Here is a 22928-nt window from a genome sequence, read left to right as displayed (position 1 = left end):
CCCGCTCGTCACCACGGTGACGAGCGGGCCGATCTGAGCCAGTAGAGCTACTTCACGCCTCCGGCAGTCACGGAGACCTGCAGTTGACGCTGGAAGATGATGTAGACGACCAGCACCGGCGCCACCGTGATCACCACGGCGGCGAACAGCGCGCCGAAGTCGACCGCGTAGCCGGCCTGCGACGCGAACGAGGCCATGCCCTGCGAGAGCACGTAGTTGTTCGAGTCGGTGTTCAGCGCGACCGGGAGCAGGAACTGGTTCCACAACCCCAGGAAGTTGAAAATGGCAACGGACGCCATCCCGGGCCGGGCCATCGGCAGCATCACCGAGAAGAAGGTCCGCCACTCTCCGGCGCCGTCGATCTGCGCCGCCTCGTAGATCTCGCCCGGCAGCGCCTTGAAGAAGCTGTGCAGGAAGAACACGGTGAACGGCAGCGCGAACGCGACGTAGGTGATGATCAACCCTGGCAGCGTGTTCAGCAGCGAGAGGTTCTTCAGTACGAAGAACAGCGGCACGATCGCCAGGAAGACCGGGAAGGTCAGCCCCGCGAGCATCGAGTAGTAGATCACCCGGTTGCCGCGGAAGGTGAACCTGGCCAGCACGTACGCGCACATCGCGCCCAGGATCATCACCAGCACCAGCGCGACGCCCACCACGATCACGGTGTTGACGAAGTACCGGCCGATGCCGGCCGTCGTCCAGGCGGTGGCGTAGTTGCTGAAGCGCAGCTTGCTCGGCAGCGACAGCGGGTTGCCCAGCACCTCCTGCGACGACTTGAACGAGGACAGCACGGTCCAGACCAGCGGCAGGATCACCAGCAGCGACCACAGGATCAGCGCGGCGTGGGCGGCGGTGGCCACACCTCTGCCCTCGCGGTACGGCTTGTCCGGGGTGCGGGAGCTGGAGACTACGTCAGCCCGGTCGGCGGTGGTGGTCATCGTCGTCCCTTCGCAATCCGGTTACTTCCCCCGGTCAGGGTGTTCACGGTGAAGACCAGGAGCGCGAACAGCATCGTCACCAGGGCCAGTACCACGCCCATCGCCGTCGAGTAGCCGAACTGGCCCTTGCTGAAGGCCGTCGTGAACAGCTGCTGCGGCATGACGAGGGTCGAGTTCTGCGGCCCACCGCCCGGGTTCAATGCCTGCATGTAGACGAAGGCGTCGAGGGCGGCGATACCGAGGTAGACGTACGCCGTCTGCACGTTGTCGCGGATCAGCGGCACGGTCAGCGAGACCGCGGTGCGGAACCGGCCGGCGCCGTCGATCCGGGCCGCCTCGAACACCTCGGGGTCGATGCCCCGGATGGCGGCGATGAACAGCACCATGTAGAAGCCGACGAAGCCCCAGACCATCACGAACATCGAGGCCGGCATCGCGGTCCGCGCGTCGCCGAGCCAGGCGTAGTTCTCGAAGCCCTCCAGCCCGATCTTCGACAGCACCGCGTCCAGCACGCCCGAGCCAGGGGTGAACACCTGGGCCCAGATCAGGCCGATCACGATCGCCGGGATCACGTACGGGAAGAACGAGACGATCCGGTAGAAGCCCGAGTTGCGCAGCCCCCGGACGGTGCCGGTGCCGGAGCCACCGATCGTCACCAGGGTGGCCAGCGTCAGCGCCAGCAGGATCGTCACGATCGGCACGACCACCGCGAGCAGGACGTTGTTGCGGACGGCCTTCAGGAAGATGTCGTCGTGGAACAGCTTGACGTAGTTGTCGAAGCCGACGAAGTTCATCCCCGAGCTGAACCCGGACCAGTCGGTCAGCGAGTAGTACAGCGCCTGGATGAACGGCGACACCACGAAGATCACGAAGACCGCCAGCGGCAGGCCGAGGAACACGACCATGAAGCTGACCCGGTCGAAGGTCAGCGGCCGGCGGCGCCGCCGAGCGGCGGACCCTTGGGGTCCGCCGCCCGGCACGACATTTTGCGTCATGGTCACTTGGTGACCGGGATCTTCTTGACGGAGCTGTCGTTGCGCACCTTGTCCGTGATCTGCTGCAGGCCCTTGGTCAGGCCGGCCGCGTCCAGCTGGCCGGACAGGAACGAGTTCCAGACCACCAGCTGGTCGGTGTTCATGCCGTACAGGCCGAACACCTGGTAGTCGAAGATGTTCGTGCCGGCCGCGTCCAGCATCGCGGTCTGCGACTGCAGCGCGGTGGAGCCGAAGCCGTCGGCCGGGACCAGGCCCTTGACGATGGTCGGCGCCAGCCGGGTCTTGGCGAAGTTGGTCGCCGCCTCCTTGGAGAGCATGGCCCGCAGCAGCTCCTTGCCGCCGGCAACGTTCTTGCCCTTGGCCGGGATGATGAACGGCTCGCCGGCCGCGCTGCGCAGCGACTCGTACGGCAGCTTCGGGCTCTCGGTCAGGGTGGGCTCCGGGATGCCCTTCATGTTGAAGCCGGCCTTGGTGGCCTTCTTCATCTCGTTCTCGATCCACGAGCCCGACGGGTACAGGATGGCCTGCTGGTCGTTGCTCCACTTGGCCTGCGCGGCGGTGAACTGGGTACCGGCGCCACCGGGGATGAAGTAGCCGTTCTTGACCATCGTCTCGAGGGCCTTGAAGATGCCCTGGAACTGCGGCATCGACCAGCAGTTCTCCTTCAGGTTCTCCAGCGCCAGCCGGACCTCGTCGCCACCCTCCTTGATGGCGCCGTCGACGGCCATCGTGTGGTAGTAGGTGGCGGCTTCCTTGCCCCAGGCAAACAGGTACTTGCCCTTGGCCTTCGCCTTGGCGCCCAGGTCGAGCAGCCCGTCGTAGGTCTTCGGCGGCTCCCAGCCGTTCTCCTTGAACAGGCTGTCGGAGTACCACAGGCCGTACAGGGTGAGCACGTAGTTCATCGCGACGAACTTGCCGTCGAAGGTGCCGGGGATCTTGGCACCCGGGTACAGGGTGTCGGCGATCTTGGTGCCCTCGTAGTTGTTCGCCTCGAAGACGTCGTCCAGCGTGGTGAGCTGGTCCAGGATCGTGTTGAAGCCGATCTGGTTCGCGCCGGAGTTGTCGATCAGGTCCGGCGGGTTGCCACCGACGAAGCGCGGCTGCAGCTGCTGCGCGATCTGGGTGGACGGCGCGACCTTGAAGGAGGAGCCCGCGAACTTCTTCTGCGCGATGTCGGCCGCGAACGTCACGTAGTCGTAGCCGTAACCGCCGTTGAAGATCACCGCGTCGACGGTGGCCTTGTCCGCCAGACCGAACGGGTTGTCCGCGGTCTTGTCGGCGCCACCACCGCTGGAACCGCTGTCGTCGCTGCCGCTGCCGGCACAGGCCGCGAGAAGCGTGCTGCCGCCGGTGGCCAGCAGGGTGCCGACCGCCGCGCGCTGCAGGAACAGCCGCCGCGACAGGTTGTTGGGAGTGCTCATTGGTCCCGCCTTCCGAGAGTGTTTCAAGCAGTACGACGGATCCGGCCGACGTACCGTGCTTCAAGGGCGTGGTTGTGGTCGTCGCCGCCCGGGATGTTCGCGGACAGGTAGACCGGTGGCAAGTCGCCGGACTCGGTCAGCCGGCGGAGAACCTCCGCGACCAGCATCTGCGCAATCAGGGCCGCAGTGATGGACGACACGGCGCAGACCTTGCCCCCAGTCGGGAGATCCAGCACCGAGTCACCGTACGGAGCGTGGTTGTCAAGCACCACGTCGGCGAAGTCGATCAGTTTCTTGCCCGACGGGTGGCGCGAGTCCACCCCGCTGGTGTGCTGCAGCGAGGTGATCGCGATCAGGGGGTGTCCCTTCTCCTTCACCACCGAGGCCAGCTCGACGATCGAGCCGTTCACGCCGGAGTTGGAGGCGATCACGAACAGGTCGCCGGGGCGGGCGGCCGACAGTTCGTAGAGCTTGCGGGAGTACTGCGGGTCGCGCTCGAGCTCGCCGCCGCGGAGCAGCTCGGGCGGCTCACCGCCGAGCAGCACCAGATCGCGCAGGGCGATCCGGTTGGTGGCGATCAGACCACCGGCGCGGCCGGCGATCTCCATCGCGAGCGCCTCGGAGTGCCCGGACCCGAAGGCCTGGACGACACCGTCGGCGCGCAACGAGGTGGCGACCAGATCGGCGGCCTGCTGGATCGGGCCGTCGATCTGCGCGGTCACGGCGGCCATGATCGGAGTGAGCGCGTGAACAAAGGCCTGCGCGCTCAAACCTGCCTCATTGCCACCCACGGCCTGCTCGCTGCCGTCTGCCGTGCTGGCCATCAGCGGCCCCACCCCTCGACTAAATTGATCGCCGCGACACACCTGATGCCGACAAGTGCGCAAGTTTGCGGTTTGCTGGACAGAACTTTTCTCACCTGGCAGCTAAAGTCAAGGCTCATCTCACTGTTCCTCTCAGATCGGGACCGTTGCGTGACCTTGTCTGTTGTTGTTCACAACTAGGCTCATTCGCGCAGTTTGGAGCATCGCTTATGTCGGTCGAACGCCTACACGCGCAACCAAAGGAATCAGTGGTCTTGATGCCAGCTTCCACACTGGTCCTGGGCGGCGACCTCGGCGGCACCTCTACCCGAATCGTGATCTCGGACCATGAGGGCAACGTAATCGGCCGCGGGGCCGCGGCCGGCGGAAACCCGACCAGCCACCCGGCGACCGCCGCGGCCAACTTCGGCCAGGCCGTTCACGCCGCCCTGGCGGGCATCGATCCGGCCACCGTGCAGGCCGCCGTGATCGGGACCGCCGGCGGCTCGGCGCTCGGCCGGCCGGACGTGAAGGCGCAGTTCGACGCCGCCTGGGCCGGGGCCGGGCTGACCGCCGAGCCGCGTTTCATCGGCGATCTGGAGGTCGCTTTCGCCTCCGGCACGCCCGCACCCGACGGCACCGTGCTGATCGCGGGCACCGGCAGTAACACCGGGTTGATCCGCAACCACGGACTGGTCCGGACCGCGGGCGGCCACGGCTGGCTGCTCGGCGACGACGGGTCCGGCTTCTGGCTCGGCCGGGAGGCGCTGCGCAGTGTGCTGCGCGCCCTCGACGTCGGCGAGCCGATCGGGCTGCTCGGCGAGGAGATCGTCCAGGCCGTCCTGCCGGCCCGCGAAGAGGGCGGGGTGGCGGAGCGTGAAGGCTACGATCTGCTCCGTGACGACCTGATTCGCACCGTGAACTCCCGGCCGCCGGTGCTGCTGGCCGAGTTGGCCCGGACCGTCGTCTCGGCGTACGACCAGAACGACAAGACCGCCCACGCCTTGGTGAAACGCGCAGCGGAACTGCTCACAGAGACGGTCAGCCGGCTCCGGACAACGTCGGACAACGGCCCGATGGTGCTGGCCGGCAGTGTCGCGGGTGAATCATCACCGGTCGGCCGGTTGCTGCGGCAAAGCATTCACGAGCACTTCGACGGCGAGGTGCTGACCGCCCGTGACGGGGTCGGCGGCGCCACCTGGCTCGCCCTCGGCGTTCTCGACCCGGCACTGGCCAGCCAGGACAACCACGCCCGGCTGGTCAGCTAGGCCGTCCCCCGCACTCCCCTGTACTACGGCCCGGTGGCTCTCCGTCACCGGGCCGTACTGCGCTCAGGCGGCGATGTTCAGGTGGCGATCGGCCGCAGCTCGACGGCGTAGTAATGCGCCTCCGGGATCCGCGCCGCGATCTCCTCGGCCCGCTCCGGGCTGTCGACGTCGATGATGAAGATGCCGGCCAGTTGCTCCTTCGCCTCGGAGTACGGGCCGTCGGTGGTGGCGCGAACGCCTTCCCGGACCCGCACCACCTTCGTCTCGTGCGGCGCGGCCAGCGGCTGGGCGGTGATCAGCTCGCCGCGCTCGGTCAGCTCGGCGAACAGCTCCTCCAGCTGGGCCGACAGCGCCTCCCGGGCCGACCTGGGCAGTTTCCTGCCCTCCTCGGTGTGTAAGAAGGTCGGGTGCCCCCAGGTCACTGGGTTGCTGTGGATGAGCAGCACGTACTTCATGGTGGTTCCCTTCGGTCGACTGGATCCTCGCAGCTGAGGTCGGGGCGCCGGGGAGCTTCTCGACATTCCGGGAGTTTCTGATGAACGAGACCGACCTCCAGCTCGGCGACGGGCGCACCCTGCACGTCTACGACAGCGGCCGCGGCGAGCACCCCGTCCTCTGGCATCACGGCACTCCCAACCTGGGCTCGCTGCCGGAGCCGCTGTTCGAGGCGGCCGACCGGCTCGGGCTGCGGTGGTTCTCGTTCGACCGTCCCGGGTACGGCGGATCCACGCCGGCGCCTGGCCGGACGATCGGGTCGGTCGCGGCTGACGCCGGGCAGGTCGCCGATGCGCTCGGCATCGACCGCTTCGCGACAGTCGGGTACTCCGGCGGTGGGTCCTACGCACTGGGGACCGCAGCGGTACTGGGCAACCGGGTGCGAGCCGCGGTCACGCTCGCCGCGATCGCGCCGTACGGGGTGGAGGGGCTGGACTGGTTCGAGGGGATGGTGCCGTCAGGCGTGGCGTCCTTGCGGGCGGCGCTCGGCGGTCGCGAGGTGAAGGCGGCGCACGAGGCGTCCGGTGTCGAGTACGACCCGGAGTTCACGCCGACCGACCTGGCGATGTTCGAAGGCCCGTGGGGCTGGCTCGGCAAGGTCGCGGGTGGCGGGCTTAACGCCGGGCCGTACGGGCTGATCGACGACGATCTCTCCTATGTCACGCCGTGGGGCTGCGACCCGACCACGATCACGGCGCCGGTCCTGCTGCTGCACGGCGAGCAGGACGGCATCATCCCCAGCTCCCACGGTCGATGGCTCGCCGAGCACTGTCCGACGGCGGAACTCCGGAGCTTCCCGGCCGACAGCCACTTCACCATCGTCGGCCATGCGGAAGCCGGCTTGGAGTGGCTTCGCGATCAGCTCGGCTCAACGCGTTGAAGCTGGGCGCGGACGCGAGCGGCATAGGGAGGATGCAGGGAGTCGAGGAGGTCGACCGCCTGCTGCCAGTACTGCGTCGCGGTCGCGGGGTCACCGACGCTGTCGGCCACCGCGCCGAGACCCTCCAGCGCGCGGGCCAGGGTGAAGTCGTCGGAGTTGGCGCGGGCGGTTCGTAGTACGTGGTCGAACTGCTCGATGGCCTGATCGGGTTGGCCCGCTGCGATCAGACTGTGGCCGAGGTGGAGCCGGCCGACCAGCTCGGCTCCCCGGGAGCTGACACTGGTCGCGATCTCGACGGCCTGCCGGTGGGTGCGTACTGCGTCGTCGGACCGGCCCAGTAGCCGATAGGCACGGCCGAGATGGCCAAGCGCATAAGGCAGGCTGTACGCCGTACCGAGCTCCTCGGCCAAGGCGATCGCGGCCTTCGCCGAGTCGACCGCTTCGTCGAGCCGGCCGAGATCGATACAGGCGCCGGCCCGGCCACTGAGCAGATCCGGCTGGGTCGATCGGTCCCCCAGCCGGTCGAGGATGGCCAGCGCCTCGTCGTAGTACTCCAGGGCCGGGCCGAACTGCAGCAGACCGGCGTGGTGCATGGCGATCATCGACAGGCTGCGGCTCAGCACCCGCTGATCGCCCAGATCACGAGCCAGCCGCACCGACTCCTGCAAGGTCGTCATCGCCTCGCCGAGCGGGTCGATCGTGCTCAGGCAGTTGCCCAGCCCGGCGAGCAACTGGATGCGCAGGGCGGGATCGCCGTTGGCAGGCAGCCGTTCCAGTCCCAGTCGCAGGTACTCGATGCTGCGGTGCACGCCGTGCTGTGGCTTGCCCAAGCGAGCCAACGCGTTCAGGAGCCGCGCCTCGGCCACCTGATCGCCCACCCGCCTACTGGCCTCCAGACCGAGGTGGAGCAGCTCATCGCGGTCCTGGATCCGGCCGCGGAGATGCAGGTATCGCGCTGAGCTCAGCGCCAGCAGGTAGCAGTACTCGTCGAGCTTCCCTGCAGCAGCGGTCCGGGTGGCCGCAAGCAGGTTAGACGCCTCGGCGTCACCCCAGGCCTTCGACCTCGCCGTGGTGTCGAGGTCGGGCAGCGGGACCGGGTCCCGGCCCGAGAGGTCGACAAAGGCCATCCCGGCGATCCTGGACTGCGGGTGGTCGCTGGCTTGGAGGTAGTACTCCAGGATCCGCTCCGTCGACTGCTCAAGACCGGCCGGCGGCTCCTCGGCGGCGACAGCTCCGGCGTACTGGGTCAGCAGGTCGTGCAACTGGTAGCGACCGGCCGTGGGCTCCTGCAGCAGACTCGCGTCGACCAGAGACTCCAGAGTCAGCTCGGCCGCCAGCGGCGTCACCCCAGCCAGAGCGGCGCCACCGTAGGCATCCAGGTCGTGCCCGGGGATCCGACTGAGCAGCCGGAACATCCGTTGCTGCTCCGGCGCGAGCTGCCGGTAGGACAACTCGAAGGCACTGAGGACACCATCGTCGTCGGTACCGAACTCCTGCAGGCGGTCACTGGCCCGGTTGGCCAGCCGCTGGCCGAGGTACTCGACAGTCCACTGTGGTCGGTGCCGCAGCTTGGCCCCGAGGATCCGGATCGCCAGCGGTAGCCATCCGCAGCGCTCGACCAGCTCAGCGGCCGCCTGCGGCTCCCCGGCGACCCGCTCGTCGCCCGCGACCTCCGCCAGCAAGCGGATCGCCTCGGCGGGGTCGAGCGGGTCCAGCGCGATCCGCTCGGTGACGGCGAGACCGGTCAGTTGCCGTCGAGAGGTGATCAGGACCGCGCAGGTCGCGGAGCCGGGCAACAGCGGCGCGACGGACCTGGTGTCGGCGACGTTGTCCAGGACGATCAGCAGCCGCTTCCCCGCGACTTCCGAACGCCACAAGGCGGTTCGCTGGTCCAGGCTCGCCACCAGCCGCTCGGGGGCGACACCCGCCGAGGTCAGCAACTGGTTGACCGCGGCGTCGGCGTCGAGCGGCCGATGGTCCTTCGCGTGGCCGTGCAGGTCGAGGAACAGGATCCCGTCCGGGTACCGCGCGGCGACCCGCCGGGCGACCTCGACGGCCAGCGCTGTCTTGCCGACCCCGGGCATCCCGTCGACCGTGACGACCAGCGGCGCTGCCGGGTCTGGTCGTTGCAGTGCCGCGGCCAGCAGGGTCAGTTCAGCACCTCGGCCGACCAGTGGCAGTCCGGCGTACGGGAGTTGGTCGAGGATGCCGGCGGTCGACTCCTCGCGCAGGATCCGTTGCTGGATCGCCTGCAGGTCCCGTCCCGGCTCGACCCCGAGTTCGTCGACCAGCGTGGTGCGGGTCCGGAGATAGACGTCCAGCGCGTCCGCTCGTCGGCCGATCGCCGCGAGTGCCGACATCAGCTGACCGGCCAGCCGCTCGTCCAACGGCCGCTCGTCGACGGCAGCCGTCAGCTCCGGGACCAGCTCCGCCGCGAGACCGAGCTCCAGGTCCAGATCGATCCGGTCGCTGGCGATCCGGTCCAGCCGCTCGGCCAGCCGGCGTCGCTGGGCGGCCAGCGCCGTGCCGGGCAGACCTGCCAGCGGCTCGCCGCGGATCAGCGTCAACGCCTCGGTGTAGGCGTGCCGGGCCGCGGCGGCATCACCGTCGGCCCGCTTCTGTTCGCCGGTCCGGGCGAGCGACTCGAACTCCACCAGATCGACCACCACCGGCGGGATCCGGAGGGCGTAACCGTTGCTGGTCCGCTCGATCAGCCCGGCGTCACCGAGCAGCCGCCGGATCCGGTAGATGTTCGGCGCCAGCACCTTCAGTCCGGTGCCCGGCAGGTCCTCCGGCCAGACCGCGTCGAACAGTTCCTCGTCCGAACACGACCGGCCGGCCCGCAGCGCCAGTACGGCGAGCAGCGCGTGCTGCCGGCGGCCCGCTTCGACGGCCACGCCGTTCACCAGGACCCGCGGCGAGCCGAGCAGCTCGATGCGCACGGACGTGGTCATTGCTGAAGTGTGCCCGAGCCGCTGGTTGCTATTGCGGACGACGGGTACCAAACCCTCAGATGAGGCCATTCGGAGCAAGTACCCAGCTGATAGCCGAGCGCTATCGGCTCGGCGACTCCATCGGCCGGGGCGGTATGGGTGTGGTCTACCGCGCCACGGACGAAGTACTGGGCCGCGAGGTCGCCATCAAGCTGCTGCTGCCGACCCGTGAAGGCGCGACGGCCATCGAGCGGTTCCGGCGGGAGGCCCGGGCGGCCGCGATGCTGACCGATCCGCACGTGGTCGCCACCTACGACTTCGGGCCGCACGGCGACGGCCACTTCCTCGCGATGGAGTTGGTCGAGGGACGCAGCCTCAGCGGCGAGCTCAAGCTGCGGGGTCCGCTCGCGGCCGGGCGGGCGCTCGAGATCGTGCGACAGGCAGCGGCGGGGCTGGCCGCTGCCCATCAGCACGGTCTGATCCATCGCGACATCAAGCCGGCCAACCTGATGCTGACCCCCAACGGTTTGGTGAAGGTCGCCGACTTCGGCATCGTCCGGATCCTCGGCGACACCCCGACGACGCTGACCGCGACCGGGCAGATCGTCGGCACCAGCCACTACCTCGCGCCCGAACGTGCGCAGGGCAGGCCGGCCGAAGCAGCCTCGGACGTGTACGCGCTCGGCTGTGTTCTCCACCAGCTGGTGACCGGTCAGCCGCCCTTCATTGCCGACGATCCGGTGGCGGTGATGTACCAGCACGTCCGGGCCGACCCGGTCCCGCCGAGCGAGCTGCGTCCCGAGCTGGCCGGGGAGTTCGAGGCGTTGCTGTTCTGGATGATGGCCAAGGATCCCGCCGACCGCCCGACGGCCGCGCAGGTGGCAGCCGGAGCGACGCCACCTCCGCAGGTCGATACCGAAGTACTGCCCGTACTCCCGGTACGCCGTCGCCCGTCCCGCAACGCGCTCGTCGCGGCCGGCGCGGCGCTCGTGATCGCCGGCAGCGCCGCCGTCGGCCTGCTGATCGACGCGAACACGACCAAGCTGCCGGCCACCGAAGACCTGAAACCACCAGCACCGTCCGCGAGTACTCCAGCTGTCTCCCGTCCGGCTCCGTCACGATCGGCGACCGATGCTCCGGCGACCGTCGCTCCGGTGACGAAGGCTCCCGCACGCACCGCACCGGCGAGCACCAAACGCACCAGCGCCAAGCCCACCACGGCTGGTCCGTCGGCACCGCCCGGGGAGAAGACGAAGAAGCCGAAACCGCCGAAGCCCAGTAAGCCCTCCAAGCCTTCCAAGCCCGGACGTCCGGGCTGACGGCCGGCTCCCTCACCCGTATTCCAAGCAACGGCTTGACATCAGGCCGCAGTCCGGCGCATATTCCAAGCATGTCTTTGGAATCAGCGGAGGACCCGCGGCGCAGACGGTTGCTGGACGACCCGTTGGCGATCCGGGCGATGGCGCATCCGGTGCGGCTTGACCTGCAGTCGCTGCTCGGGCGGGAAGGGCCGCTGACCGCTGCGGATGCGGCACGGCGACTGGGGATCAGCCAGGCGCTGGCCTCGCATCACCTGCGGCAGTTGGCGAAGTACGACTTCGTGGAGCCGGCGCCGGGCAAGGACAACCGGGAGCGACCGTGGCGGCTGGTGTCGACGTCGCAGTCGTGGCGTGATGCGGACCTGTCACCGGAGGCGGCCGCGGCGGCCGACGTACTGGAGCAGTTGCTGGCCGAGCGGGCGTTGGGCGACCTCGCCGACTGGCAGCAGCGGCGTTCCAGCGAGGAGCGGGTCTGGCGGGACAACTCGGGGATCGGGCATGCCGGGATCTATCTGACCGGCGACGAGTTGGCCGAACTGGAGGAAGCGATCTCGGGGTTGCTGCAGCGCTATCTGGACGAGCGGCCGATCGACGACAAGGCCAGCCGGCCGCCGGGGAGCCGGCTGGTCGACATCACCCGGATCGTCACGGTGCACCCGGAGGAGCAATGAAGGACCTGTGGGCGGTGCTCGCGCGGCAGCGGGACTACCGGTTGGTGCTGAGCGCCGGGCTGATCTCGCTGACCGGCGACTGGATCCTGCGGATCGGGCTGGCCTTCCACGTCTACCAGTTGACCGGCTCGACGCTGGCCTCCGGTGGGCTGCTGCTGGCCTCGTTCCTGCCGCTGGTCGTGCTCGGCTCGTTCGCCGGGGTGTTCGTCGATCGCTGGGACCGGCGGCGGACGATGATCGTCACCAACCTGCTGCACGCGTTCGTGCTGCTGCCGTTGCTGTTCGTGCACGACAACGGCGCGATCTGGGTGATCTACCTGGTGATCCTCGTACAAAGTTGCCTACAGCAATTTTTCCGGCCGGCCGAGCAGTCGCTGGTGCCATCGCTGGTCGAGCCGCGGCAACTGGTGACGGCGAACGCGCTGAACAGCCAGACGAGTGATGTCGCCCGGCTGATCGGCGCCGCGCTGGGCGGCATCCTCACGGCGGCCGGCGGAATCGGGCTGCTGGCATTGGTCGATGCCGCGACCTACCTGCTGGCGATGGCGTTGCTGGCCGGCGTACGGCATCGGCCGGAGCGGGTGAAGGTGGTGCACACCGGATCCGCGATCCAGCGGCTGAGAAGCGAATGGGCGGAGGGGATCCGGATCTGCCTCAGCGGACCGGCGCTGCGGCTGGTGTTCGTGTTCGGACTCGTGACCGGCGTCGGCGAAGGAGTGATGAGCACGCTCTTCGCGCCGTTCGTGGCGGCCGAGCTGGGCGGCGACGAAACGGCGTACGGGTTGATCACGTCGTCGCAGGCGGTCGGCGGGATCGTCGGCGGACTGGTCGCGGCCGCGCTCGGGTCGCGCTTCTCGGCGGCGAAGATGTGGGGGTTCGGGTCGGTCGTGTTCGGGTTGATCGACCTGGCGCTGTTCTTGTATCCCTTGTTCTGGGACGGTTTGACGCCGGCGTACGTCTGCATGGTCGCGGTTGGGCTGCCCGGAGCATTCCTGGTCGCCGGGTCGATGACTGTGATCCAGCGGCTGACCGACGACGCCTCGCGTGGCCGGGTCTTCGGAGCATTGTTCGCGGCCGAAGGCGTTGCCGTGCTGGTCGGCATCGCCGCCGCGGGTGTGCTCGGCGATGCCGTCGGCATCATTCCGGTGCTGGTCTGCCAAGGGCTCGGGTTCTTCGTCGGCGGGCTGGTGGTGCTCAGCAGGTTGAAGCTCTTGAGCCCGGCCGCCGAGACCGTCGCCGTCAGTTAATCGACGACGGCCGCTTCGTCCCCGTTGACGCGGTGGACGCGGACCCGGGCGACCCGGCGGCCGTCCATCTCCTTGACGGTGAGCTTGTAGCCGTCGACGGCACCCTCGTCGCCGACCGCCGGGACCCGGCCGAGCTGGGCGGCGACGAAGCCGGCCACCGTCTCGTACGGGCCGTCGGGCAGCTCGACGCCGGTCTCGTCGGCGAAGTCGTCCAGGTTGAGCAGGCCGTCGACCTCGACGTCACCGCTGCGCAACCGGGTGGTCTCCGGCGACTCCTCGTCGTACTCGTCCTTGATGTCGCCGATCAGCTCCTCGACCAGGTCCTCGAGCGTGACGATGCCGGCGGTGCCGCCGTACTCGTCCAGCACGATCGCCAGGTGCGTACTGCGCCGGCGCATCTCGGTCAGCGTCGGCAGCAGCTTGGCGGTGTCGGGCAGCATCAGCACGTCCCGGGCCAGGTCGCCGACCCGCACCGACCGGGTCGCGACCGCGGGGTCGAACAGGTCGCGGACGTGCACGAAGCCGACGATGTCGTCGGCCGAGCCGTTCATCACCGGGTAGCGCGAGTGCGGCCGCTCGGCGGCGAACTTGACCGCCTTGTACGCCGGCATCTCGGCGTCGACGAAGTCCACCTCGGTCCGCGGCAGCATCAGCTCGCGCAGTTGCCGGCCGCCGGCCTCGAAGACGTCGTCGACGATCCGGCGCTCCTCCTCGCCGAGCGACTCGTGCGCGGAGACGATCTCGCGCAGTTCCTCGTCCGACATCACCTCGCGGTTCGCGTTCGGGTCGCCGCCCAGCGCGCGGACCACCAGGTCGGTCGACCGCGACAGCAGCCAGATCACCGGCCGGGCGCCGGACGCGATCCGGTCGACCAGCGGGGCCAGGCCGAGCGCGAACGTCTCGGCCCGCTGCAGGGCGAGCCGCTTGGCCGCGAGCTCGCCGACCACGATCGAGACGTAGGAGATGGCGATCGTGATCAGCACCAGGGCGACCGTGTTCGCGACGCCTTCGGGCAGACCGAGGTCCTGCAGGTGCGGCGACAGGCTGTCGGCCAGCGTCGCGCCACCGAAGGCGGCCGACAGGAAGCCCATCAGGGTGACGCCGATCTGCACGGCGGACAGGAACCGGTTCGGGTTCGCGGCCACCCGGGCGACGGTCTCGCCGCGCTTGCCGCGCTGGGAGATCGACTTGAGCTGGCTGTCCCGGAGCGAGACCAGCGCCATCTCGGCGGCGGCGAACACTCCGCCGATCAGCACGAAGACGAAGATCAGGACGATGTTGAGCAGGGTTTCGTTCATGAGCTGGGGGTTCCTAGCGCCCTCTCCGGATAGACAGGAGAGGACGCGACCGTAGGGCGACGTCCATCGGCCAAGAGTACCGGCGGCGGGTCCAACGATGCATGTTCGAAATTGTTGGTTTACGATGGTTGGTGAATGAGAGTGTCGAGTTCTCGGCTCTTGAGCGGAAGGTCGGACCATGAACAGCACGCCTCGCGGTGCCCGCCGGACGGACACCACTCTGTCCGACGGACGGCAACTCTTCTACTACGACCCCGCCGACGCGCCCGTCCGGGTGCCGCTCGAGGACAGCCGCGGCCTGCCCGCGCCGAAGCCGCTGGCCGAGTTCCGGATCGATCCGCTGACCGGCGACACGATCACCTTCGCTACCCACCGCAACACCCGGACCTACATGCCGCCGGCCGACCAGTGCCCGCTGGACGCCAGCAAACCCGGCAATGCGACCGAGATCCCCGACCACGACTACAACGTGGCCGTCTTCGAGAACCGGTTCCCCTCCTTCTCCGGACCGGGCCGCTGCGAGGTGGTCTGCTTCACCAGTGACCACCACCAGTCGTTCACCCAGCTGTCCCAGGGCCAGGCCCGGCTCGTCGTCGAGGCCTGGGCCGACCGTACTGCGGAGCTGAGCGCCCGCCCCGACATCGAGTACGTCTTCGCGTTCGAGAACCGCGGCCGTGAGATCGGTGTCACGCTGAGCCACCCGCACGGCCAGATCTACGGCTACCCGTTCCTGCCGCCGCGGATCAAAACCCTGATGGCGCGCGCCCGGGAGCACCAGGAAGTTGCCGGTAGCAACCTCTTCGCCGACGTGCTGGCCGCCGAGCGCAAGGACGGCCGCCGGATCGTCGCGGAGAACGCGAACTGGACCGCGTTCGTCCCGCAGGCCGCCCGCTGGCCGGTCGAGGTGCACCTCTACCCGCATCGTCAGGTCGCCGACATCTCCGAGCTGACCAGCGAAGAGCGCGACGACTTCACCCACCTGTACCTCGACGTGCTGGGCCGCTTCGACGGCCAGTACGACGACGACCTGCCCTACATCGCGGCCTGGCACCCGGCGCCGGTCCGGGTCGACCGCGAGCTCGGCTACCTGCACCTGGAGCTGTTGTCGATCCGGCGGGCCCAGGACAAGATCAAGTACCTGGCCGGTTCGGAGTCGGGGATGGGCGCCTTCATCTCCGACACGCTGCCCGAGGATGTCGCCGAGACGCTGCGGAAGGTTGGCTCGTGAGCAGGTTCGTGGAGGTCTACGGCGTCGAGGCCGACGGGGTCTGGCGCGCGCCCGGCCGGGTCAACCTGATCGGCGAGCACACCGACTACAACGACGGCCTGGTGCTGCCGATCGCGCTGCCGAACCAGATCACCATCACCGCCGCGGCCCGGACCGACGGTGTGATCGCCGTGGCGTCCTCCGGTCAGGACGGGGTGATCACCGTCGAGCTCGACTCGCTGGCTCCCGGGTCCGTGAAGGACTGGGCGGCGTACCCGGCCGGTGCCGCCTGGGTTCTGCTGCAGGACGAGTACGAGATCGGCGGCGCCAATCTGCTGGTCGAGTCGGACCTGCCGTCCGGCGCCGGCCTGTCGTCGTCCGCCGCGCTGCTGTGCGCCACCGCCTCTGCTCTGCTCGGGCTGCGCGGGATCGAGATCGATCCGGCCGAGGTGGCGCGGCTGGCTCAGCGCGCCGAGAACCAGTACGTCGGAGCGCCGGTCGGCCTGATGGACCAGATGGCGTCGATGTGCTGCACCGCCGGCCACGCCCTGTACTTCGACATCCGCGCGATGTCGACCGACCAGATCCCCTTCGACCCCGCGGCCGACGACCTCGCGCTGCTGGTGATCGACGTGAAGGCGCCGCACCGGCTCGTCGACGGCGAGTACGCCGCCCGCCGCAACTCCTGCGAACAAGCCGCGACCGAGCTCGGCGTACCGGCGCTGCGGTCGATCGCGTTCGAGGACCTGGACGACGCCCTGACCCGGCTGTCGGACGACGTCGTACGCCGCCGGGTGCGGCACGTCGTCACCGAGATCCGCCGGGTCGAGGACGCGGTCGCCCTGATGCGCGACGGGCGACTCCGCGACGTCGGGCCGCTCTTCACCGCCTCGCATGCCTCGCTGCGCGACGACTTCGAGATCACCGTGCCCGAACTGGACGTGGCGGTCGACACCGCGCTCGCCGCCGGGGCCTTGGGTGCGCGGATGACTGGCGGCGGCTTTGGCGGCTGCATCATCGCGCTGGTCGAGGCGTCCGCCACCGGCGCAGTACTGGCTGCTATCGAGAAGGCCTTTGCCGAGCACGGGTTCACCAAGCCGACCTCACTCGACGCCACTCCCTCCCCCGGCGCCTCCCGCGTTTCTTGACAGCTCCCGCTTGATGGTCGGCGCGAAGGCGAGCGTCGCGACGACTTGCAGCACGCCCATCGCGACGTACGGGATTCTGAGGTTGGTGCGGTGGGCGATCAGGCCGGCCAGTACTGCGCCCAGTGGCGCGGCGCAGAAGCCGACCATCCGGTAGACGGAGGTGACCCGGCCCAGCAGCGCGGGTGGGACGAGGCGTTGGCGGAGGGTGATCGTCACGACGTTCCACCAGGTGCCGGCCAGGCCGAGGACGATCACGGCGATCGCCACCACGACCAGGTTGGTCGCGAAGCCGAAGACGACGATCACCAGGCCCGAGATCAGCGACGAGGCGATCACGCTGACCGACATCGGGATCCGCTGCGAGAAGCGCGGTGCCAGCAGGCCACCCGCGATGCCGCCGACGGCGTACGTCGCGACCAGCCAGCCGAAGCCGGCTTCCGGGAGGTCCAGCACCTCGAGGACGTAGAGCACCAGGATCGCGATGATGCCGGTGCCGACCGCGTTGAGGACCAGCAGGAGCAGGCAGAGCGTGCGCAGGAGTTTGTGCTGCCAGAGGTAGGTCAGGCCCTCCTTGAGCTCGCGGCCGAGGTGGCGGTCGAAAGCCTTCTCGCGCGGCGGGGTGGAGTGCCTGATCGACCAGACCAGTGCCGCGGCGACGGCGAAGGTGACGGCGTCGATCAGGATCGGGAGGCCGTGGTCGACGACGAAGAGGGCGGCGCCGAGTGGTGGGCCGATCAAGCTGGCGAGCAGGAGCAGGGAGACCTGCTGGTAGCCGTTGGCGCGTTCGAGGGCTTCGCCGGCGACCAGGTCGGGCACGATCACGGAGGCGGCGTTGTCGAAGAACGGCGCCAGCAGGCCGAGGGCGAAGCCGGCGATCAGCAGGATCGGGATGTTCGCCAGGCCGGCGATGATCAGGGTCGCGAGGAGGCCGGCCAGGACCGCTCGGAAGGCGTCGACGATCCACATGGTCGTGGTACGGCGCCAGCGGTCGACCATCACGCCGGAGACCAGGCCGAGGAGCAGCCAGCCTGCGCCTGCCACTGCCTCGCTCAGAGACACGATGCGGGGGTCGCGGGTGAAGGAGGCGGCCAGGAGTGGGAGGGCGCCGAAGGTGATGCCGTCGCCGACGAAGGAAACTGCTCCTGCACACCACATCACCCAGAACGGTCTTCCCAAAGGAGCCGTAGTACCTGAGGTCACGAGGCGATGATTAGTTCGCTGCCTGTTTCTCGCATCGACTTCCGCGCTGCCTGCGGGAGGCCGGAGTCGGTGATGACCAGGTCCAGGTCGGACCAGGTGGCGAAGGTGCTCAGCCCGATGGTGCCCCACTTGGTGTGGTCGGCGACCAGGACCACCTGGCGGCTGGCGGCGATGAAGGAGCGGTTGGTCTCCGCCTCCATCAGGTTCGGGGTGCTGAGACCGTGCTCCGCGTCGACGCCATGGGCACCCAGGAAGAGCAGGTCCAGGTGCAGCGACTGCAGGGCGGCGGTGGCGATCGGGCCGACCAGCGCGTCGGACGGCGTGCGGATGCCGCCGATCAGCACGACGGTGCGGTCGGAGCGGCCGTTGCCGTGGAAGACGTCGGCGATCCGGGCCGAGTTGGTGACGACGGTCAGGTTCTCCACCCGGAGCAGTTGCCGGGCGAGCGCGTACGTCGTGGTCCCGGCGCCGATCCCGATCGCGCTGTCCGGCTGCACCCGGCTCGCGGCCTCGATCGCGATCGCCTGCTTGGCGGCGGACTCCTGGGTCAGCTTGGCGTCGAAGCCCGGCTCGTGCGCGCTGCGCAGGCCGACCGAGGTGGCCCCGCCGTGCACCTTGTGCAGCAGCCCGCTGGAGTCGAGGGCGTCCAGGTCGCGCCGGATCGTCATGTCGGAGACGCCGAAGCGCTCGACCAGCTCGGCGACCGTGATCGCGCCGCGGCTGTTGACCTCAGCAACGATCGTGGCCTGCCGCTGGGCGGCCAGCTGGCCGCCCCGGCCGCGGGACGGTTCGGCTGCTCCGGTGACGTTCACAGTCGACAGCCTAAGGTCTGGGCTGCTCGATCGCAGTCGGAATCTGTTGGTTTGTGTGCCGGAAGCCGAAATAGGATTGCCGCCGCGGTCACTGCTTGTCAGGCTGAACCATGCGCTTCCCCGATGACGTTCCCACCCTGACCACCGGCGTCGTCACGCTGCGTGCCCACACGGCGGCCGATATCCAGCCGGCGTACGAGGTCTGCCAGGACGCCGAGATGCAGCGCTGGACCACGATCCCGGTGCCCTACGAGTGGCAGCACGCCGAGCAGTACCTGACCGAGCTGGTCCCGGCCGGCTGGCGCGCGGGCAACTCCTGGGCCTGGGCGATCGAGTACGACGGACGCTACGCGGGCACCATCGACCTGCGCCCGCAGGACGGCAACATCGGCGAGGTCGGGTTCGCGGTGGCGCCGTGGGCCCGCGGCAACGGAGTGATGACCGGAGCACTGCGCCTGGCCGTCGGCTACGCGTTCGAGCAGGGCTGGGACCGGGTGGTCTGGCGGGCGTACGTCGGCAACTGGGGCTCCCGGCGGGTCGCCTGGAAGTGCGGCTTCCGGAATCTGGTAGCGATTCCAGCCGGCGGGGTGCAGCGCGGTGTCCGGCGGGACGAGTGGGTCGCGTCGGTCGCCCGCGAGGAAGCGCTGGAGCCGCAGGGCAACTGGTGGCGGGTGCCGGTGATCGAGACCGATACGGTCCGGCTGCGCGCGTTACGCAGTACGGACAGCAAGCGGGTCGCCGAGGCTTGTGCCGACGGACGGACGCAGGAGTGGTTGGCCGGGCTCCCGAATCCCTACCAGTTGGACGATGCGGAAGGATTCATCGACAGCCGATGGGAAAACCTGGCGAGCGGTGAGGGTGTCTCCTGGGCGATCGCCGATCCGGACACCGACGACCTGCTCGGCTGCGTGAGCGTCTTCGACCTGAAGAACCGGATCGACGCGACGATGGGCGAGATCGGTTACTGGGCGCACCCGGACGCACGTGGCCGGGGAGTGATGTCGGCCGCGGTACGGGCCGTGATCGGTCACGCCTTCACGCCGGTGCAGGAAGGTGGCCTGGGCCGGCGGCGGCTGGTGCTGTTCGCTGCCGAGGGCAACCGGGCGTCGCAGCGTGTTGCCGAGGTCAACGGCTTCACCCGGACCGGGCGGGAACGCGCGGCCACCCCGGGGCGCGAAGGTGTGTTCCGCGATCAGCACACCTTCGACCTGCTGATCACCGACTCCCGAGCGTGAAAAGTCGTTTCCCTGGGTAACGAATTCGCCTTTCCGCGACCAGATGGTGACAGACGACACATCTTCCCCTCGCCCCGAACGGTTCTGACTGGTTGAATCGACGAGTGAGAGATCGTGAGGAACTCGTCCGCCGTTGGCAGGCCGGGTGGTCTGTATCGCGGGGCTGGACCACAGTCGAGGATGACAACGACGGGATCTTGACCGTCCGCGCGGGCGAGGGGAACCGCGCGATGGAGTACGTCGTCCTGGACGCCGACGACAAACCCGAGCGCGTCGAGCGCGCCGCCGAGCTGGCCATCGCCGCGGGCAGCGAGCGCGGCGCCGGATGGGTCACGCTCGCCACCGACGACCGGGAGGCGCGGATCGAGCAGCTGGAGGATCTCGGGCTGGAGGTCCAGCGCGACCAGGACTGGCTGATGACCATCCAGCTGTCCGAGCAGCCCGCGCTCAAGCTGAACGAGCGCTACGCGCTGCACACCGAGTTCGAGGACGATCTGATCATCACCCGGGCGACCCTGCACGGCGGCGTGGTCTCGAGCGGCCGGATGGCCGTCGTCGGGCTGGACGCCGTCGCCGACCGGATCGAGACCGATCCGGCCCACCGGCGCCGCGGTCTGGGCAGCGCGGTGATGGCCTCGCTGGTGGAGACCGCTGCCGCGCAAGGCGCCAAGCGCGGCATCCTGATCGCCTCCATCGACGGCCTCCGGCTCTACCGCAGCCTTGGCTGGAAGGTCATCGCCGACATCGTCATCGCTCGCTCCTAGCCGAAGCGCCCGCTGGTAAAAGGTTCGTCAATGCGGGGGTGACCTATGCCCCAAGGGGTCGTGGTCCGCGATCAGATCCGCTAGCGTCCGTGCCGCAACGACCTGGGGATCACGGGGATCGACGCAGGACGACGAGAGGCTTTTCAGCTCAGATGAACGACGGACCAAACGATCCCTTCTCTGCACAGTCACCTGAACCACCGCGGTCGCACGGACGCCGCAAGCAGCAGCGCGGAGTGGCCGGCCCGATCCTGGGCGCGGTCGCCGTCCTCGGTCTGCTGGCCGGCACCGGCTGGTACGTGACCCGTGACGACGACTCGAAGGCGACCAGCCAGGACCAGCCGCTGACCGTCCGGACCAGCAGCACCGACGAGCCGATGGTGACGCCCACGGACGACGTCAGTACTCCGGTGGTCACGCCGACGCCGTCGGCCACGCCTTCCGCGACACCGACGCCGACCAAGAAGCCTTCGGCCACCCCGACGCCGACCCCGACCCGGTCGAAGACCACCGAGCCGAGCCGTCAGGGCACCCGCTCGCCCAAGCCGTCGACCAAGCCGACGCCGAGGCCGAGCCACACCGCGACCCCGAAGCCGACCACCAAGCCGCCGACGACCAAGCCGCCGGCACCGAGCGGTGGCGCCGAGGCGCAGGTGCTGCAGCTGACCAACAACGAGCGCGCCAGGGCCGGCTGCGGACCGCTGCGCACCAACAGCGCGCTGACCAAGGCCGCCGACCTGCACGCGACGGACATGGTCGTGCACCACTACTTCGACCACAACAGCCAGGACGGCCGTTCGCCGTTCACCCGGATGAAGGCGGCCGGTTTCAAGGGCGGCGCGATGGCCGAGAACATTGCCGTCGGCTACAAGAGCGCGGCGGCCGTGGTGGACGGCTGGATGAAGAGCGAGGGCCACCGCAAGAACATCCTGAACTGCGACTACACGATGATCGGGATCGGCTACGACGCCGGCCAGGTGAAGTCCGACTGGGGCAACGGATCCTGGGTCCAGGACTTCGGCGGCTGACCGGACAGCCGGCGAACCTCAGGGATTCGTTAAGACGTTTGTTTGAACCGTAACGGTGACCTTGCGTGTCGGTTAAGGTCACTGTTCGGTATCCAGGGGGGCCTGGCTTCGAACGCACGGGGAATCGACGGACTTCCGGTAGTACGACGAACTGAAGAGGACTCGCCCACCCATGACGGACTCGCCTACCCCTGGGCGGCACCGCAGCAGAAAAGCACCCCGACGCCGAGGCCTGATCGGCCCGATCGTCAGTGCCCTGTCCGTGCTACTCGCCATCGGACCCGTGGTCTGGGTGATGTCGGCCCGGGACGGATCAACTGTCGCTCAAGACGACACCAAGGTCCTCAATGTTGCCGAGGACAACTCCGGCCCGGCCGCGGTCGAGGGCGCGAGCACCGGCCCCGGCAAGGTCAAGATCACGGTCACCAAGACCCTGCCGAACGGACAGACGACGCTCATCGCCACCACCGGTACGCCGGCCCTGGGGTCGGCCGCGTCGACCTCCAGCGCCAGCACGCCGGTCACTCCCGGCGTACCGACCACTGTGGTCAGCACCGACCCGGCCGGTGGGGTCGAGACGGTCACCGTGACGCCGACCGGCGGACCGAAGACCGCCAGCGGGCACGGCAAGCCGATCGCGAAGCCGTCGACCCAGCCGAGCGCTCCGACGAAGACGCCGACCAAGACCCCGACCACCGAGCCGACGCCGGACAACCCGCCGCCGCCTCCGGGTGGCGGCGGCACGAACGCGCAGGAGCGCGAGGTGCTCGACCTCACCAACGAGGCCCGGCGCAGCCAGGGTTGCCGCCCGCTGAAGCTGGACGACAGCCTGGTCGAGGCCGCCGGTTCGCACGCCTCCGACATGGTCCGCCGGCACTACATGGACCACACCAACCCGGACGGCCAGAGCGCTGGCGACCGGATGGCCAAGGCCGGCTGGCACGGCAACGGCTGGGGCGAGAACATCGCGGCCGGCTACAGCAGCGCGCAGAAGGTCGTCACCGCGTGGCTGAACAGCGAAGGCCACCGCAAGAACATCCTGAACTGCAAGTTCACCAAGATCGGCATCGGCTACGACCCGGGCCAGGTCAAGCCGGACTGGGGCCCGGGCAGCTGGGTCCAGGACTTCGGCCGCGACTGACCGCAGGTCGTCCCCCGGTTGGCATTGTCGGCCGGGCACCGCATTCGCGACAGGCACTGTGCGCGAACGACAACGGTTGCCCGGTTGCCGGCTGATGCCGCCGGGTAGATCCGCTTTGCCATGTC

20 protein-coding genes are annotated in these 22928 nt (G+C 69.0%); 11 read left to right on the top strand and 9 right to left on the bottom strand.

What is annotated here, in order from left to right; genetic code table 11:
* Positions 1-47 precede the first annotated feature (47 nt).
* Genes AB0P21_RS19640 through AB0P21_RS19625 form a run of 4 tightly spaced genes read right to left on the bottom strand, consistent with a single transcriptional unit; the run spans position 48 to position 4178 of the window.
* Positions 48-938 (bottom strand): carbohydrate ABC transporter permease, encoded by an 891-nt coding sequence (locus tag AB0P21_RS19640; protein ID WP_363698413.1) that lies wholly within the window; start codon positions 936-938, stop codon positions 48-50.
* A complete protein-coding gene (locus tag AB0P21_RS19635) occupies positions 935-1933 on the bottom strand; it encodes a sugar ABC transporter permease (protein WP_363698412.1) in 999 nt (332 codons plus the stop codon). The genes AB0P21_RS19640 and AB0P21_RS19635 overlap by 4 nt, the downstream gene beginning before the upstream one ends.
* 2 nt (positions 1934-1935) lie before the next feature.
* Complete coding sequence (gene ngcE, locus AB0P21_RS19630; RefSeq protein ID WP_363698410.1) at positions 1936-3354, bottom strand: N-acetylglucosamine/diacetylchitobiose ABC transporter substrate-binding protein; 1419 nt, start codon at positions 3352-3354, stop codon at positions 1936-1938.
* Positions 3355-3377: 23 nt separating this feature from the next.
* On the bottom strand, positions 3378-4178 hold the full coding sequence (locus tag AB0P21_RS19625; protein ID WP_363698409.1) for an SIS domain-containing protein: 801 nt from the start codon (positions 4176-4178) through the stop codon (positions 3378-3380).
* Between the two features lie 257 nt (positions 4179-4435).
* On the opposite strand from AB0P21_RS19625, the gene AB0P21_RS19620 reads away from it, so the two are divergent.
* A complete protein-coding gene (locus AB0P21_RS19620; RefSeq protein ID WP_363698407.1) occupies positions 4436-5425 on the top strand; it encodes a BadF/BadG/BcrA/BcrD ATPase family protein in 990 nt (329 codons plus the stop codon).
* 77 nt (positions 5426-5502) lie between these two features.
* Here AB0P21_RS19620 and AB0P21_RS19615 read toward each other — a convergent pair whose 3' ends face one another.
* A complete protein-coding gene (locus tag AB0P21_RS19615) occupies positions 5503-5880 on the bottom strand; it encodes a YciI family protein (RefSeq protein WP_363698405.1) in 378 nt (125 codons plus the stop codon).
* A gap of 80 nt (positions 5881-5960) precedes the next feature.
* On the opposite strand from AB0P21_RS19615, the gene AB0P21_RS19610 reads away from it, so the two are divergent.
* Entirely contained in the window at positions 5961-6800 is an 840-nt protein-coding gene (locus AB0P21_RS19610) for an alpha/beta hydrolase (protein WP_363698403.1), read from the top strand.
* Here AB0P21_RS19610 and AB0P21_RS19605 read toward each other — a convergent pair.
* On the bottom strand, positions 6779-9754 hold the full coding sequence (locus AB0P21_RS19605) for a BTAD domain-containing putative transcriptional regulator (protein WP_363698401.1): 2976 nt from the start codon (positions 9752-9754) through the stop codon (positions 6779-6781). The genes AB0P21_RS19610 and AB0P21_RS19605 overlap by 22 nt on opposite strands.
* 59 nt (positions 9755-9813) lie before the next feature.
* On the opposite strand from AB0P21_RS19605, the gene AB0P21_RS19600 reads away from it, so the two are divergent.
* From AB0P21_RS19600 to AB0P21_RS19590, 3 genes are all read left to right on the top strand, one after another.
* Complete coding sequence (locus tag AB0P21_RS19600) at positions 9814-11052, top strand: protein kinase (RefSeq protein WP_363698400.1); 1239 nt, start codon at positions 9814-9816, stop codon at positions 11050-11052.
* A gap of 71 nt (positions 11053-11123) precedes the next feature.
* On the top strand, positions 11124-11723 hold the full coding sequence (locus tag AB0P21_RS19595) for a helix-turn-helix domain-containing protein (protein WP_363698398.1): 600 nt from the start codon (positions 11124-11126) through the stop codon (positions 11721-11723).
* The gene (locus tag AB0P21_RS19590; RefSeq protein ID WP_363698396.1) at positions 11720-12970 is read left to right on the top strand and encodes an MFS transporter; all 1251 of its coding nucleotides are present in this window, start codon (positions 11720-11722) and stop codon (positions 12968-12970) included. Before AB0P21_RS19595 ends, AB0P21_RS19590 begins: the two co-directional genes overlap by 4 nt.
* Here AB0P21_RS19590 and AB0P21_RS19585 read toward each other — a convergent pair.
* Entirely contained in the window at positions 12967-14268 is a 1302-nt protein-coding gene (locus AB0P21_RS19585; protein WP_363698395.1) for a hemolysin family protein, read from the bottom strand. The two genes, AB0P21_RS19590 and AB0P21_RS19585, sit on opposite strands and share 4 nt — an antisense overlap.
* Before the next feature lie 178 nt (positions 14269-14446).
* Here AB0P21_RS19585 and galT point away from each other — a divergent pair, with 178 nt between their 5' ends.
* Positions 14447-15496, top strand: a complete 1050-nt coding sequence (gene galT / locus AB0P21_RS19580; RefSeq protein ID WP_363698394.1) for a galactose-1-phosphate uridylyltransferase — start codon at positions 14447-14449, stop codon at positions 15494-15496.
* Positions 15493-16623 carry a galactokinase gene (galK, locus tag AB0P21_RS19575; RefSeq protein ID WP_363698392.1) on the top strand — a complete coding sequence of 377 codons (1131 nt, stop codon included), beginning with the start codon at positions 15493-15495 and terminating at the stop codon, positions 16621-16623. The genes galT and galK overlap by 4 nt, the downstream gene beginning before the upstream one ends.
* Here the strand turns inward: galK and AB0P21_RS19570 are convergent.
* Positions 16579-17799, bottom strand: coding sequence for an MFS transporter (locus AB0P21_RS19570; protein WP_363698390.1), 1221 nt, complete (start codon positions 17797-17799; stop codon positions 16579-16581). The genes galK and AB0P21_RS19570 overlap by 45 nt on opposite strands.
* Positions 17800-17819: 20 nt before the next feature.
* Positions 17820-18635 carry a DeoR/GlpR family DNA-binding transcription regulator gene (locus tag AB0P21_RS19565; protein ID WP_363698388.1) on the bottom strand — a complete coding sequence of 272 codons (816 nt, stop codon included), beginning with the start codon at positions 18633-18635 and terminating at the stop codon, positions 17820-17822.
* A 110-nt stretch (positions 18636-18745) separates the two neighbouring features.
* On the opposite strand from AB0P21_RS19565, the gene AB0P21_RS19560 reads away from it, so the two are divergent.
* The 4 genes from AB0P21_RS19560 (at position 18746) to AB0P21_RS19545 (ending at position 22803) form a co-directional block, all read left to right on the top strand.
* Complete coding sequence (locus tag AB0P21_RS19560; protein ID WP_363698386.1) at positions 18746-19870, top strand: GNAT family N-acetyltransferase; 1125 nt, start codon at positions 18746-18748, stop codon at positions 19868-19870.
* A gap of 104 nt (positions 19871-19974) precedes the next feature.
* Positions 19975-20634 carry a GNAT family N-acetyltransferase gene (locus tag AB0P21_RS19555; protein ID WP_363698384.1) on the top strand — a complete coding sequence of 220 codons (660 nt, stop codon included), beginning with the start codon at positions 19975-19977 and terminating at the stop codon, positions 20632-20634.
* Between the two features lie 152 nt (positions 20635-20786).
* Complete coding sequence (locus AB0P21_RS19550; protein WP_363698382.1) at positions 20787-21662, top strand: CAP domain-containing protein; 876 nt, start codon at positions 20787-20789, stop codon at positions 21660-21662.
* Between the two features lie 172 nt (positions 21663-21834).
* Positions 21835-22803: a CAP domain-containing protein gene (locus tag AB0P21_RS19545; RefSeq protein ID WP_363698380.1), complete on the top strand. Its 969-nt coding sequence runs from the start codon at positions 21835-21837 to the stop codon at positions 22801-22803.
* Positions 22804-22928: the final 125 nt, after the last annotated feature.

Source organism: Kribbella sp. NPDC056861 (assembly GCF_040687575.1).
Taxonomy (GTDB): domain Bacteria; phylum Actinomycetota; class Actinomycetes; order Propionibacteriales; family Kribbellaceae; genus Kribbella.
This window is presented reverse-complemented; position numbering and strand designations above follow the sequence as displayed.